This is a genomic window from Kitasatospora sp. NPDC005856, from assembly GCF_040629945.1.
GTDB lineage: Bacteria > Actinomycetota > Actinomycetes > Streptomycetales > Streptomycetaceae > Kitasatospora.
Window position 1 is genome coordinate 31,713 of record NZ_JBEXWT010000056.1, and the last position, 13,369, is coordinate 45,081.

The 13,369-nt window shown below is 73.2% G+C and carries 12 protein-coding genes and 2 tRNA genes; 10 read left to right on the plus strand and 4 right to left on the minus strand.

Annotated elements, in window-relative coordinates:
- Positions 1-29 precede the first annotated feature (29 nt).
- The 3 genes from ABZ449_RS27955 (at position 30) to ABZ449_RS27965 (ending at position 4,665) form a co-directional block, all read left to right on the plus strand.
- Positions 30-1,655, plus strand: coding sequence for a hypothetical protein (locus tag ABZ449_RS27955; RefSeq protein ID WP_360351411.1), 1,626 nt, complete (start codon positions 30-32; stop codon positions 1,653-1,655).
- A 251-nt stretch (positions 1,656-1,906) separates the two neighbouring features.
- Positions 1,907-3,136, plus strand: a complete 1,230-nt coding sequence (locus ABZ449_RS27960; protein WP_360351414.1) for a S8 family serine peptidase — start codon at positions 1,907-1,909, stop codon at positions 3,134-3,136.
- A gap of 146 nt (positions 3,137-3,282) precedes the next feature.
- Positions 3,283-4,665 carry an MFS transporter gene (locus ABZ449_RS27965; RefSeq protein WP_360351417.1) on the plus strand — a complete coding sequence of 461 codons (1,383 nt, stop codon included), beginning with the start codon at positions 3,283-3,285 and terminating at the stop codon, positions 4,663-4,665.
- Between the two features lie 27 nt (positions 4,666-4,692).
- Here the strand turns inward: ABZ449_RS27965 and ABZ449_RS27970 are convergent, their stop codons facing one another.
- Positions 4,693-5,289: a flavodoxin family protein gene (locus tag ABZ449_RS27970; protein WP_360351420.1), complete on the minus strand. Its 597-nt coding sequence runs from the start codon at positions 5,287-5,289 to the stop codon at positions 4,693-4,695.
- Positions 5,290-5,469: 180 nt separating this feature from the next.
- Here ABZ449_RS27970 and ABZ449_RS27975 point away from each other — a divergent pair, with 180 nt between their 5' ends.
- The 5 genes from ABZ449_RS27975 (at position 5,470) to ABZ449_RS27995 (ending at position 9,478) form a co-directional block, all read left to right on the plus strand.
- On the plus strand, positions 5,470-5,889 hold the full coding sequence (locus ABZ449_RS27975; protein ID WP_360351423.1) for a helix-turn-helix domain-containing protein: 420 nt from the start codon (positions 5,470-5,472) through the stop codon (positions 5,887-5,889).
- Between the two features lie 106 nt (positions 5,890-5,995).
- Positions 5,996-6,071, plus strand: a tRNA-Thr gene (locus tag ABZ449_RS27980).
- 169 nt (positions 6,072-6,240) lie between these two features.
- A complete protein-coding gene (locus ABZ449_RS27985; RefSeq protein WP_360351426.1) occupies positions 6,241-6,909 on the plus strand; it encodes a LuxR C-terminal-related transcriptional regulator in 669 nt (222 codons plus the stop codon).
- Between the two features lie 138 nt (positions 6,910-7,047).
- Complete coding sequence (gene galE / locus ABZ449_RS27990) at positions 7,048-8,025, plus strand: UDP-glucose 4-epimerase GalE (protein ID WP_360351429.1); 978 nt, start codon at positions 7,048-7,050, stop codon at positions 8,023-8,025.
- A gap of 388 nt (positions 8,026-8,413) precedes the next feature.
- Positions 8,414-9,478, plus strand: coding sequence for a response regulator transcription factor (locus tag ABZ449_RS27995; RefSeq protein WP_360351432.1), 1,065 nt, complete (start codon positions 8,414-8,416; stop codon positions 9,476-9,478).
- A gap of 64 nt (positions 9,479-9,542) precedes the next feature.
- Here the strand turns inward: ABZ449_RS27995 and ABZ449_RS28000 are convergent, their stop codons facing one another.
- Complete coding sequence (locus ABZ449_RS28000; protein ID WP_360351434.1) at positions 9,543-10,040, minus strand: MarR family transcriptional regulator; 498 nt, start codon at positions 10,038-10,040, stop codon at positions 9,543-9,545.
- Positions 10,041-10,151: 111 nt separating this feature from the next.
- Between ABZ449_RS28000 and ABZ449_RS28005 the strand changes: the two genes are divergently transcribed.
- The gene (locus ABZ449_RS28005) at positions 10,152-10,949 is read left to right on the plus strand and encodes a methyltransferase domain-containing protein (RefSeq protein ID WP_360351437.1); all 798 of its coding nucleotides are present in this window, start codon (positions 10,152-10,154) and stop codon (positions 10,947-10,949) included.
- 143 nt (positions 10,950-11,092) lie between these two features.
- Here the strand turns inward: ABZ449_RS28005 and ABZ449_RS28010 are convergent, their stop codons facing one another.
- On the minus strand, positions 11,093-11,695 hold the full coding sequence (locus ABZ449_RS28010) for a TetR/AcrR family transcriptional regulator (RefSeq protein ID WP_223886267.1): 603 nt from the start codon (positions 11,693-11,695) through the stop codon (positions 11,093-11,095).
- A 212-nt stretch (positions 11,696-11,907) separates the two neighbouring features.
- On the minus strand, positions 11,908-12,993 hold the full coding sequence (locus ABZ449_RS28015; protein WP_360351440.1) for a fatty acid desaturase: 1,086 nt from the start codon (positions 12,991-12,993) through the stop codon (positions 11,908-11,910).
- Between the two features lie 249 nt (positions 12,994-13,242).
- On the opposite strand from ABZ449_RS28015, the gene ABZ449_RS28020 reads away from it, so the two are divergent.
- Positions 13,243-13,313, plus strand: a tRNA-Gln gene (locus tag ABZ449_RS28020).
- The last annotated feature ends 56 nt before the right edge of the window (positions 13,314-13,369 follow it).

Sequence of the window (13,369 nt, forward strand, 5' to 3'; positions counted from 1 at the left end):
GAGACCTACGGGGAGACGGGGAGCGAATCATGGCAGGAACGACAGACTTCGACAGCATCGACCATGCAGTGCTCAAGGGAATGGTCGACGGCGCGAAGCCGACAGAGGTGCTGAAGCGTGCGGCGCAGCTCCAGGACGCCGGCCGCGTCCTGTCGGAGCTCAGCAAGGCTCTTCAGGCACACCTGGGCCAGGTCCACTGGGAAGGGCCGGCGGCCGAGAACTTCAAGACCTGGGTCGGCAACCTCTACAAGTCAGCGGCGATCATCTCTCAGCACTCCACGACCGCGGGCAACGCGATGACGCAGGCCGGCGAGGCGCTCAGCACGGCCAGGGCCGCCGTGCCTCCGGTCCCTCAGACGGAGGTCGACGCGGTCGCCCGGCACAACTCGCAGACGGTGTACATCCCACCGGCCGCGGCGCAGAACATCGTCGGTCAGTCGGTCGACTCGTACATGGCTTCCGTCGACAAGAAGTGGGTGACCGCGGACGCGGCCAACCAGGCCAAGGCGAAGATCGAGAAGGAACGGCAGGAAGCCATTCTCCAGATGGAGAAGCTGGCGCAGGCGTACAGCGCGGCGACGACGACGCTGAACGGACTCGACGACAACGTCTCCCTGCCGGGGACGCCGGGGAACGGGAAGGACCAGAACGACTCCAGCGCGGCGTCCAACGGGAGCGGCGGAGGCACCGGCGGTGGTGGTGGCACCGTTCGCAGCCCTCGTCTGAGCGGCGGTAGCGGCGGTGGTTCCAGCCCGTCCGGTGGCGGCTACGGCGGCGGCACGGTCCTGCCCCGCGACCCGGGCTCGGGCGGTTCCGGCCCGTCCAACCCGGGCAACACGACGCCCCCGCCGCACGGTGGCGGCGGCCAGCTGCCGCCCGCGCCGCAGGACCCGGGGACCTCGATCCCGCCGTCCTACCCGTCGGAGCCGGTCAACCGGCCGGGCACCGACCTCAACAGCCTGCCCCCCGCGCCGACCCTGCCCACCCAGACCGGCCCGTACGGCCCCGGCGGTGGCCAGCTGCCCACGGACGGACCGACCACCCTCCCCGGCTATCCGAACGGGCCGGGTGGCCCGAGCGGCGGTCCCGGCACCCCCACGGGCGGCCCGGTCACGGGCTTCCCCTCGGGACCGGGCGGCGGATCGTTCCCGACCAAGGGCGGCGGCCAGATCCAGCCGCGCACGAGCACGTTCGGCGGCGGCCCGGCGCTAGGGAAGGGCGGCACTCCGGGGCTGCCCAGCGGGACGGTCTTCGGCGCCCGCGAGGCGGGGCCGGGCGGCGGCCGGGTCGGTGGGCCCGGCGGCGCGGGCGGCATGCACCCCGGCATGGGCGGCGCTCACGGTGGTGCGGTCGGGGCCGGCGGCGGTTCGCGGGGCCGGGGCCTGTCCTCGACCACCGGCGGGACGGTCGGAGGGCGCAAGGGGCCGGCCACGGGCGGGGAGTTCACTCCCGGTGGCACCGGTCTGCGCAACCGCGCGGCAAGTGCGGGCGAGGGCGGCGCCCAGTCCCGGCAGAACGGCATGATGGCCCCCGGAGCGGCGGGCCACGGCGGCCGGAACGAGCGCGACCGCCGCAAGCGGGCCGACTACCTGCACGAGGACGAGGAAACCTGGACGAGTGGTACGCCGCACAGCAATCCGGACGTGATTGAGTAGACGGCAACGACTGCCCGGCCACTGGGCCTCCCCAGTGGCCGGGCAGGCTTGTTCGGGGCACGCTTCCCGGTCGACGGAGAGATTGACGAGGAGTTGTGATGGGGCGGACTGACGCGCGAGCGCGTTGGCGGGCTGCTGCTGCGGCACTTCTGGCGACGGGAATCGTGGCCGGCCCGGTCGCAGCACCTGCGGTTGCGGACGATACGGTCCGCGCGCGGCAGTGGCACCTGGATGCGATGCATGCTCCAGAGATGTGGAAGGTCTCCACGGGGCAGGGGATCACCGTTGCCGTGGTCGACGGAGGGTTCAGGCTGGACCACCCTGACCTCGTGGGGCAGTTCCTGCCGGGAAAGGACTTCAGCGGCATTCCCGGGGGAGTGGGATCGTTCAAGAACGGCCACGGCACGGAGATGTCCAGTTTGATCGCCGGCACGGGGAAGGGCGTGGGGGGAACCGGCGCCTACGGTTTGGCGCCAGGTGTCAAGATCTTGCCACTCAAGATCAACAATGGGACTGCCGGGTCCGTGGTCTCCGCCGATTTCCTGGATCAGATCGGGCAGGCCGTCAACTACGCGGTCGACCAAGGGGCAAAGGTCGTCAACATCTCGCAAGGGATTGCGGCCGTGACGGCTTCGCCGGACGATGTGGCCAAGCTCGACAGGGTCCTTGCCAGTGCGCGATCCAAGGGCGTCCTTGTGGTGTCCAGCGTTGGGAACGAGGCGAAGGCCGGAAACCTGGTGTCATATCCCGGCGGGTTGCCCAACGTCGTGGGTGTGGGGGCCATTGACCGTCAGGGAACCGTTACGGACGAGTCGGAAACCGGGCCTCATGTCGCACTGGTCGCGCCGGGAGCGGAAATCCTCGCGGCATGCACCTCGGAGACTGAGTACTGCAAGAGTCACGGGACCTCCGACGCAGCAGCTCTGGTTTCCGCTTCGGCGGCACTGATCTGGTCGGTCCACAAGGACTGGACGGCGAATCAGGTTCTGCGGGTGCTCATCAATACGGCGAGCAGGCCGAACGGGGGAACGGTTCGCACGGATGACGCCGGCTGGGGCGCGGTGCGGCCGCGTATCGCGTTGACGGATCCGGGGGATCCGGGCCCGGCGAACGTGTCGCCGCTTCCGGCTGATGCGGCCACGCCGTCGGCGGCTCCGTCGTCTTCGGGCAGTCCGTCGGCTGCCGCGTCGGTGGTGCCGGTTCCGGTCGAGTCCCCGACCGAGGTGGCTGCTGGTGCGCAGCCGAAGGCGGAGAAGTCGGCCGGTTCGGGCAGCACGGTGCCGATCGTGGCCGGTGTGGTGGCCGGGTTGGTGTTGGTGGCGGGTGTGGTGTTCGCGGTGGTGCGGCGTCGGAGGAAGCCGGGCGCGCGGCCCGAGGTGACGCAGGTGCCGCCGCAGCAGCAGCCGATGGGGGCGGTGCCGCCGCCTCCGCCGTCGTACCAGCCGCCGGTGCCGCCGGAGGACAATCCGTACGCGAGGTAGTCGCGGGCGCGAGCCGGTGACATGCACGAGGGCGTCAGGGGAACCTGGCGCCCTCGTGCATGTCGGGGGCGCGGGGCGGGGGTTGTGCGCCGGGCTCACCCGGGTGGCGGCTGGTGGGGTGGGGCGGGGGTGGTGAGGGTGGTGGTATGGATGCGGAGGGTGCGGGGCGGGTCGGGCAGGTGCGGCGGGCGGCGGCTGCGGCGCTGATCGGGACGGCGATCGAGTTCTACGACTTCTTCATTTACGGGACGGCCGCCGCGTTGGTGTTCGGGCCGGTGTTCTTTCCCGGGCTGGGCGCGGTGGGGGCGTTGTTGGCGGCGTTCTCGGTGTACGCGGTGGCGTTCCTGGCCCGGCCGGTGGGGGCGGTGGTGTTCGGGCACTTCGGGGACCGGGTGGGGCGGCGGGCGACGCTGGTGGTGTCGCTGCTGTTGATGGGGCTGGCGACGGCGGGGGTGGGGCTGCTGCCGGGGTTCGGGGCGTGGGGGTGGTGGGCGCCGGCGGTGCTGGTGGTGCTGCGGGTGTGTCAGGGCGTCGGGTTGGGCGGGGAGTGGGGCGGGGCGGCGCTGCTGATCGCGGAGAACGCGCCGGCGGGGCGGCGGGGGAGGTACGGGGGCTTCCTGCAGCTGGGGCCGACGATCGGGTTCGTGCTGGCGAACGGGGTGTTCCTGGCGCTGCAACTCGGCCTGGACGACGGGGCGTTCCTTGCGTGGGGCTGGCGGGTGCCGTTCCTGGCCTCGTTCGTCATGGTCGCGGTGGGGCTGTTCGTCCGGCTGCGGGTCGAGGAGTCGCCGCTGTTCCGGACGGAGGTGCGGCGGGAGCGGCTGCCGGTGCTGGAGGTGCTGCGCGGGCACTGGCGCCCGGTGCTGGCGGGAAGCGGCGCGATCACCGTGGGGTACGCGCTGTTCTACCTGACCACGACGTACGCGCTGGCGTACGCGACCACCGGGCTCGGGGTGGCGAGCACGCTGGTGCTGTCGATGCTGCTGGTCGGCGCGGCGGGGATGGCCGCGACGGTGTGGCTGAGCGCCTCGCGCAGTGACCGGTGGGGGCGGCGGCGGACGCTGGGGTGGGCGACGGGCCTGGCCGCGGGCTGGTCGCTGGTGCTGTTCCCGCTGCTGGAGACGGTGAGCCGACCGCTGATGTTCGTGGCGCTGGCGGGGGCGATGGTGGTGCTGGGTGGCATGTTCGGGCCGCTGGCGGCGTTCCTGCCGGAGCTGTTCCCGACCCGGGTCCGCTACACGGGTGCGGCGCTGACGTACAACCTGGGCGGGGTGGTCGGCGGGGCGACGACGCCGCTGGTGGCCACCCGGCTGACCGGGGCGTACGGGACGGCGCAGCCGGTGGGCTGGTACCTGGCGGTGCTGGGTGTGCTGGCCCTGGGGTGCCTGCGGATGCTGCCGGAGAACACCGGCGCGGAGCTTGCGGCGGTGGACGGCTCGGTGGACGCGTCGGGGGACGGGCCGGGGGAGGGGCCGACGGACGGCGAACGCCGCCGGGCGCCCCGGTGGGGGACGGACCCGGCGGCGTAGCGGGGCGCGGGGCGCGGTGGCGGGGGCTCAGCCGGCCAGGGCGGCGCGGCCGGCCAGCACGACGGCGGTGTGCCGGGCGACGCGCTCGCCGAGGTGCTCGGCGGTGGCGATGTCGGCCTTGTGGACGCCTTCCGGGCCGGCGTCGACCGGGGAGGAGGCGGCGGCGCCGTTGAAGAAGCCGAGTCGGTTGATGTCGTTCTCGGAGTCGGTGGCGGCGCTCCAGCCGGGCTTGAGGCCGAGGTTGACCCAGTTCATGCCGTGCTGGGCGGCGAGGGTCTGGAAGAAGCCGAGGGTGCCGGCCTTGTCGCCGCTCTTGGAGCCGGAGTTGGTGAAGCCGGCCGCGACCTTGTCCTTCCAGGCGTCGGCGTACCAGCGCTTGCTGGTGGCCTCGGCGAAGGTGTGGAAGGCGCCGGAGGCGGTGCCCATGTAGGTGGGGGAGCCGAAGACGATCGCGTCGGCGGTGTCCAGCCGGGCCCACTGCTCCTCGGTGATGGTGTCGACGGCGATCGTGACGACGTCGGCGCCGGCGGCGGCGGCGCCGCGGGCGACGGCCTCGGCGATCACGGCGGTGTGGCCGTAGCCGGAGTGGTAGGCGAGGGCGACGGTGGGACGGACGGCGGTCATGCGGACACTCCAGGGGAACGGGAAGGGGACGGGGAACGGGAAGGGGACGGGGAAGGAGGAGGGGGAGCGGAAGCGCGCAGCGCGGTGGAATGCGGCCCGGCCTCGACAGTCTCCAATATAGACCAGGTCTCCATTGGATACCAAGGGTGGATTGGAGACCGTGGGGACTACCCTTGACGCATGACGACGGAGGAAGCGGCCGGGCGGGGCGCGGGAGAAGAGCGGCACGGGCAGGCGTACGACGTGTTCGGCCGGCTCTGTCCGAGCCGCGGGGTGTTCGCCGAGTTGGCCGACAAGTGGTCGATGCTGATCCTGGTGAGCCTCCGCCTCTCCGGGGCGCAGCGCTTCTCCGAGCTCCAGCGCGGGATCGGTGGGGTCAGTCGCAAGATGCTCACCCAGTCCCTGCGCAACCTGGAGCGCAGTGGACTGGTGCTCCGTACGGTCTTTCCGGAGACGCCGCCGCGGGTGGTCTACGACCTGCTGCCGCTCGGCCGCGAGCTGGCCGAGCTGCTCGAGCCGGTCGGCGAGTGGACGGAGCGCCGCGCCGGGCGGATCCTGGCGGCCCAGGAGGAGTTCGACGCGGCGCACGGCGCGGACTGAGTCCGGGCGGGCCCGGTGGAGGCCGATTTCCCTTCGGGGCCCGGAGCCGTGTAATGTCTTCCTTGTTCGAGCGGCCGGGAAGAAGAAAAGCCCGGCAAGCGAGCAAGCCCCTATAGCTCAGTCGGTAGAGCGTCTCCATGGTAAGGAGAAGGTCTGCGGTTCGATTCCGCATGGGGGCTCCACTGAAAGACCCTCGCCTCGCGGCGGGGGTCTTTCGCGTTCCCGGCCGGTTCCGCACCACCGACACGCCACGGCCTAGCGGGTCGCGTACGGAATGCGCTGTGATGGTGCGTCATCGGCCGCCCGCCCGAGGGGTGCGGGCGCGAGCCGGACCCCGACCGGGAGGGCGTCATGGGTGTTCGACTCGTGGTGGTGGACGACCACCGACTGCTGGCAGAGGCGCTGGCCACCGCGCTTCAACTGCGCGGTCACCGGGTGCTCGCGGTCGGTTCCCCGGCCGGCGTCGCCGCCGACCTGGTGGTCGGCCGGCGGCCCGAGATCTGTCTGCTGGGGGTGGCCGCGCCGGGGGAGCCCGGTGCCTTCGACGGGCTGCGCCGGATCCGCCGCGAGCGTCCCGAGGTGGCCGTGATCGTGCTCGGTCCGGTGGGTGAACTGCGCGGAGTGGCGGGGGCCTTCGCGGCCGGTGCGGCCGGGTACGTGCCCAGCGACGAGCGGATCGAGGTGGTCGAGCGGGCCATCGGACGGGCGCGCGCGGGCGAGGCCGCGGTCGCGGTGGACATCCTGCGCGGCGCCTTCGACCAGTTGCTGCGACCGGCGGTCGAGCCGGACGACGAGGCCGTTCGGCTGCTGCGGCTGCTGACCCGCCGTGAGGTGCAGGTGCTGGCCCGGATCGCGGACGGCGAGGACACCGCGGCGATCGCCGCCGGGATGCGGATCGCGGCCAGTACCGCCCGGACGCACGTCCAGCGGGTGCTGATGAAGCTCGGCGCGCGGACCCGACTGGAGGCGACCGCGGTGGCGGCGCGCACCGGCCTGCTGGAGCGGATGGCCGGAGGCTGAGGACATGGTGAGAAGACCGGATCGGGCCGCCCGGGTGGTGCGGAGCACTCCGGTGGCATTGGGAGAATGCCCGTCGTACGCATTCCGTCGACGGCTTCCGCCCGAACGGGCGGACCGTCGTTCGCTGGAGGTCGCAACATGAGTAAGTACCTGGTCACGGGTGGCGCCGGCTACGTCGGCAGTGTGGTCGCCGCCCACCTGCTGGAGGCGGGGCACCAGGTGATCGTCCTGGACGACCTCTCGACCGGTTTCCGCGAGGGCGTCCCGGCCGGTGCCGAGTTCGTCGAGGGCCGGATCCAGCAGGCCGACAAGGTGCTGGACGGCTCCTTCGACGGCGTCCTGCACTTCGCCGCCTCCTCGCAGGTCGGCGAGTCGGTCGCGGACCCGGAGAAGTACTGGCGCAACAACGTGGCCGGTTCGCTGGAGCTGATCAGCGCGATGCGCGCGGCGGGCGTGCGCAAGCTGGTGTTCTCCTCCACCGCCGCCACCTACGGCGAGCCTGAGGCCGTGCCGATCGCCGAGACCGCCCGCACCGCGCCGACCAACACCTACGGTGCCACCAAGCTCGCCGTGGACCACCTGATCACCAGCGAGGCCGTCGCCCACGGCCTGGCCGCCGTCTCGCTGCGCTACTTCAACGTGGCCGGTGCGTACGGCAGTTCTTCCGGTGTCGCGTTCGGCGAGCGGCACGACCCCGAGTCGCACCTGATCCCGCTGGTCTTCCAGGCCGCACTGGGGCAGCGTCCGCACATCGCGGTGTACGGCGACGACTACCCGACCCCGGACGGCACCTGCATCCGCGACTACATCCACGTCGCCGACCTGGCCGAGGCGCACCTGCTGGCGCTGGACGCGGCCGAGCCGGGCGAGCACCTGATCTGCAACCTGGGCAACGGCAGCGGCTTCTCGGTGCACGAGGTGATCGAGTCGGTCAAGCGCGTCACCGGCCGGGAGATCCCGGTGCGGGTCGAGGGCCGTCGGGCCGGTGACCCGGCGGTGCTGGTGGCCTCCGCCGCCCGTGCCCACGAGGCGTTGGGCTGGACCCCGCGCCGCCCGAACCTGGACGAGATCGTCGCCGACGCCTGGAAGTTCACCCTGGCGAAGAACGGCCGGTGAGCGGCGATCGCTGAGCAGCGGTCGGTGAACGCCGGTCGGTGAGCAGCGGCCGGTGAGCGGCGATCGGTGAGTGACGGACGGACCGGTCGCCGTGGGCGCCGCACCCGGAACACCCGGGAGCGGTGCCCGAGAACGGCACCCGAAAGCGGTGCCCGAAAACGGCGCCCGATGGTTCAAGTCCGGCCACTCGCGCACCTCCTGACGAAACTTCACCGAATCGCCACGAGCGCGTTTCCCGCCCCGTACGCTGAGTGCGGTACCGGTGGGGGCCGGCGCCCGTTCGGTCTCACCGGCCACCGGTGGGCGGGCGGAACGGCGGATCCGGAACGCGGACGTCGGGCCGGTCCCCGTCCCCGGGCTCGGGCGGTCTGAGCAGGGGGAGGGGACAATGGGGCGGATTCGCGTCCTGGTGGTCGACGACCACCGGATCTTCGCCGAGGCACTGGCCGCGGCACTGGCCGCCGAGCCGGACGTGGAGGTGGGGGCCGCGGGAAGCGCGGCCGCCGCCGAGCGGGCCTTGGAGCGCGCGGTCGGCGAGGGCCGGGCCTACGACGTGGCACTGATCGACGCCGACCTCGGCGTCGAGGCCCCGGGTAGCGGCGGCAGTGCCGCCGGTACGGCCGGGGCGATCGCCGTGGCCGGCCCGGCCGGATTACCCGGCGGGGCCGGAGTCACCGGTCCGTACGGGGTGCCGGGAGCGCCGGGTGCACCGGGAGTCGGCGGGGCGCACGCCCGCCGCAGGCCCGGCGCGGAACACGGCGACGAGGCCCGGCGCGGCCGCGTCGCCCCGCCCGTGCCGCAGCCGCGCCGGGTGGCCGTACCGCCGGGGGCGCCGGTTCCGTCGTCGGGCGGTCTGCTGCCCGGTGTCGGCGCCAGGTCCGCCGCGGAGCACCTGCGGGGCGATCAGCTCAGACCCGCCGCCCCGCCGCCCGACGGCATCACCCTGCTGGCCCGACTCCGCCGCGCCCACCCCGGGCTGCGCGCGATCGTCCTGGCCACCGCGGACGACCCGCTCCGCGCCGCCCGCGCCCTGCACGCGGGCGCCACCGGCTGGGTGGCGAAGGAGAGTTCGCTGGCCCGGCTGCTCGCGGTGGTCCGGGGCGTGCTGCGGGACGAGACGCACCTGCCGCCCGCGCTGCTCACCGGGGTGATCCGCGAGCTCACCACCGCCCGGCGGGACCGTACCGAGAGTGAGCGGCTGGTGGACACCCTGACCCCGCGGGAGAAGCAGATCCTGCGCTGCATGGTCGCGGGCCTCGGCCGACAGGCCGTCGCGGAGCGGCTCTACCTGTCTCCGCACACCGTCCGGACGCACATGCAGAACGTGCTGGGCAAGCTCGGGGTGCACTCCACGCTGGCGGCCGTCGCGGTCGCCCGCCGGGCCGGGGTCAGCCCGGCCGAGCCGGCCGTGCCCCCGCCGCCCTCGGTGGTCGGCACCGTCGACCGGCCCTGAGCCGGGCCGGGGCCGCAGCCCCGGAGCCTTCGTCAGCCCGGGGTGTCGTCAGCTCGGGGTGCCGTCAGCCCGGGATGTTGTCGAACGGGGCGACCAGCAGCCGCAGCAGCGCGGCGAGTTCGGTCTGCTGGCCGGAGGTGAGCTGGGCGAGCAGTTCGCGCTCGTGCGCCAGCAGTCCGGCGAGCGCCTGGTCGGCGCGGTCGCGGCCGTCGTCGGTGAGCCGGACGAGCACGCCGCGCCGGTCGTCCGGGTCGGGCAGGCGCTTGACCAGGCCCTTGCCGGTGAGCCGGTCGATCCGGTTGGTCATGGTGCCGGAGGTGACCAGGGTCTGGGTGAGGAGCTGGCCGGGGGAGAGCTGGTACGGGGAGCCGGCCCGCCGCAGGGCGGTCAGGACGTCGAACTCCCAGGGCTCCAGGCCGTGCTCGGCGAAGGCGGTGCGACGGGCCCGGTCCAGGTGCCGGGCGAGCCGGCTGACCCGGCTGAGCACCTCCAGCGGCTCCACGTCGAGGTCGGGGCGCTCCCGGCGCCATGCTGCGACCAGCCTGTCGACCTCGTCCTCCATGACGATCAGTGTATCGGTGGATGTGTCGATGTGAAGTCTCTTGACATCGAGAAATGTGCCAGCAAGGCTAACCGGAGATATCTTGATGTCGAGATACCTGCGAGGTGAACCATGACCACCCCCGTCTGGGACCCGGCGCAGTACCTGCGCTTCGCCGACGAACGCACCCGCCCGCTGCGCGATCTGCTCGCCCGCGTCCCCGCCATCCCGCACCCGGGCGCCGAGGTCATCCTGGACATCGGCTGCGGCCCCGGCAACTCCACCGCCGTGCTGCGCGAGCGCTGGCCGCGGGCCCGTCTCACCGGCGTCGACAACTCCGCAGCGATGCTGGCCACCGCGCGCAGCGAGGGCGAGCCCGACGCCGAGTACCTGCTCGCCGACGCCCGCGACTACGACCCGGCTCCGGCCGGGCCCGACCTGATCGTCTCCAACGCCACCCTCCAGTGGGTGGACGGGCACCTGGCGCTGCTGCCGCGCTGGGCGGACGCCCTCCGGCCCGGCGGGGCGCTCGCCTTCCAGGTGCCCGGCAACTTCGACGCCCCCAGTCACACCCTGCTCGCCGACCTGCGCCGCAGCACCCGCTGGCGGGACGCGCTCGGCGAGGGGACCGTCCGGGCCGGCGTCCACCCGCCCGAGCGCTACCTCGACGCCCTGGCAGCCGCCGGCTGCCTCCCGGACGTCTGGGAGACCACCTACCTGACCCTGCTGCCGGGGCCGGACCCGGTCCTGGAATGGGTCAAGGGCACCGCGCTGCGCCCGGTCCTCACCCGGCTCACCGACCCGGCCGACCGGGCGGCCTTCCTCGCCGAGTACGGGCGGCTGCTGCGCGAGGCCTACCCGGCCGGGCCGCACGGGACGGTGTTCCCGTTCCGGCGGATCTTCGCCGTGGGGATCAGGCAGCCGGGCTGAGCCGGACCGGCCGGGGCCGGCCCGGGGGGCGGGGCACAGCCGAGTCGGAGCCGGCCCGGGGGGCGGGGCACAGCCGGACCGGCCGGAGCCGAGCCAGGCCGGGGACGCCGGGCCGAGGACGAGCCGGGCCGGCACCGCCCGGGTCAGGCCCGGCGGTCGCCGACCAGCCTCGGGTGCCGCTCCAGGCCCTCCAGCCCGTGCCAGGCGAGGTTCACCAGGTGCGCCGCCACCGTCGCCTTGTCCGGCTTGCGGACCTCCAGCCACCACTGCCCGGTCAGCGCGACCATCCCGACCAGCATCTGCGAGTACATCGGGGCCAGCCGGGCGTCGAAACCGCGGGACTTGAACTCCAGGCCCAGGATGTCCTCGACCTGCGTGGCGATGTCGCTGATCAGCGAGGCGAAGGTGCCGGTCGACTGGGCGACCGGGGAGTCCCGGACCAGGATCCGGAAGCCGTCCGTCGAGGTGTCGATGTAGTCCATCAGCGCGAAGGCGGCCTGCTCCAGCAGCTCGCGCGAGTGCCCGCCGGTCAGCGCCCCGGTCACCATGTCCAGCAGCAGCTGCATCTCGCGGTCGACGACCACCGCGTACAGCCCCTCCTTGCCGCCGAAGTGCTCGTACACCACGGGCTTGGACACCCCGGCGCGCTCGGCGATCTCCTCCACCGAGGTGCCGTCGTAGCCGCGCTCCGCGAAGACCGTCCGGCCGATCTCCAGCAGTTGCTCGCGCCGCTGCTTGCCGGTCATCCGGACCCGGCCGCCGCGGCGGCGCGGGGCCGAGGACGAGCCGCCGCCGGTGCCCCGCTCCGGGCCTTCGTCTCCGGTGCCGGCCGCCGGTGCAGCGGACCGCGGACGGGTCGGCGCCGTGGCGGGCGCCGCGTCCGTCCGCGTGCTGTCGTGACCGCCTGTGCTGTCTGCGCTGCTCCCGTTCACCCCTACATCATGCTGGAAGCGCCGACTCATGCGGCGCGGCGGGCGGCGATCCGCTGCGCGTCCGGCCAGCGGACGTCCCGGACCCAGCCGGCCAGCTCGAACCAGCGGATCAGCCGGGCCGAGGAGTCGATCTGTCCGCGCAGCACCCCGTGCCGGGCCGCGGTCGGGTCGGCGTGGTGCAGGTTGTGCCAGGACTCCCCGCAGGAGAGCACGGCGAGCCACCAGACGTTGCCGGAGCGGTCCCGGGAGCGGAACGGGCGGCGTCCGACGGCGTGGCAGATCGAGTTGATCGACCAGGTGACGTGGTGCAGCAGCGCCACCCGGACCAGCGACCCCCAGAAGAAGGCGGACAGCGCCCCCTCCCAGGACAGGCTCACCAGACCGCCGACCAGTGCGGGCAGCAGCAGCGAGATGGTGGTCCAGAGCCAGAACAGCCGGGAGATCCGCCTTATGGCCGGGTCGCGCACCAGGTCGGGGGCGTACGTGAGCTGCGAGGTCTGCTCCTCGTCGAACATCCAGCCCATGTGGGCCCACCACAGGCCCTTCATCAGCGCCGGGACGCTCTCCCCGTAGCGCCACGGCGAGTGGGGGTCGCCGTCCTTGTCGCTGTACCGGTGGTGCTTGCGGTGGTCGGCCACCCAGCGCACCAGCGGGCCCTCGACCGCGAGGCTCCCGACGATCGCCAGCGCCAGGCGCATCGGGCGGCCGGCCTTGAAGGCGCCGTGGGTGAAGTAGCGGTGGTAGCCGATGGTGATGCCGTGGCAGGTGAGGTAGTACATGGCGACGGTGATCGCGAGGTCCGTCCAGCCCAGCCCCCAGCCCCAGGCCACCGGGACGGCGGCCACCAGGGCGGCGAAGGGCACGAGGATGAACAGGGAGAGCGCGATCCGCTCGGCCAGGCCCTGCTTCTCCCCGCCACGGGTGGCGGACAGCCGGGTGGCCGCGGCGTCGGCGTCGGTGGTCCCGGCAGTCCCGGCGATCCCGATGACCTCGGCCGGAGCGGCCGAAGCGGCGGGATCCGCGGGATCGGAGGGGTCGGCGGGATCGGAGTCGGGAGACGGAGTGCGGGACGCGGCGTTCCCCGCGCGCGCCTCGCCGGCCTGGATGGTCATGGGCGTCCCTTTGCGGCGTCCCGGAAGCGGGAGAGAAGCGGAGCTACGTTGGCGTAACCTACGGCATCGTAGGTTGCGCTCCGTGTCCAGGGGAACACTCCGCCGCGCGGCGCTCGAGTGAATTCACCCGACTGGATGGATGAACCGCGGGTCCGGAGGGTTCGGCCGCCGGGGACGGAATCGGGCCCGTGGATCGACGCAAGTCGATACCCACGGCAGGGCCCTCTCGGGTAGGGTCTGACACGACTGTCCGCCGTGGTGTAATGGCAGCACAGGGCCCTTTGGAGGCCTTTGTCTGGGTTCGAATCCTAGCGGCGGAGCCTCTGCACGCCTCGGGTTCGGGCGTTTCCCACCGCGCCGGTATTGTCGGTGCTGC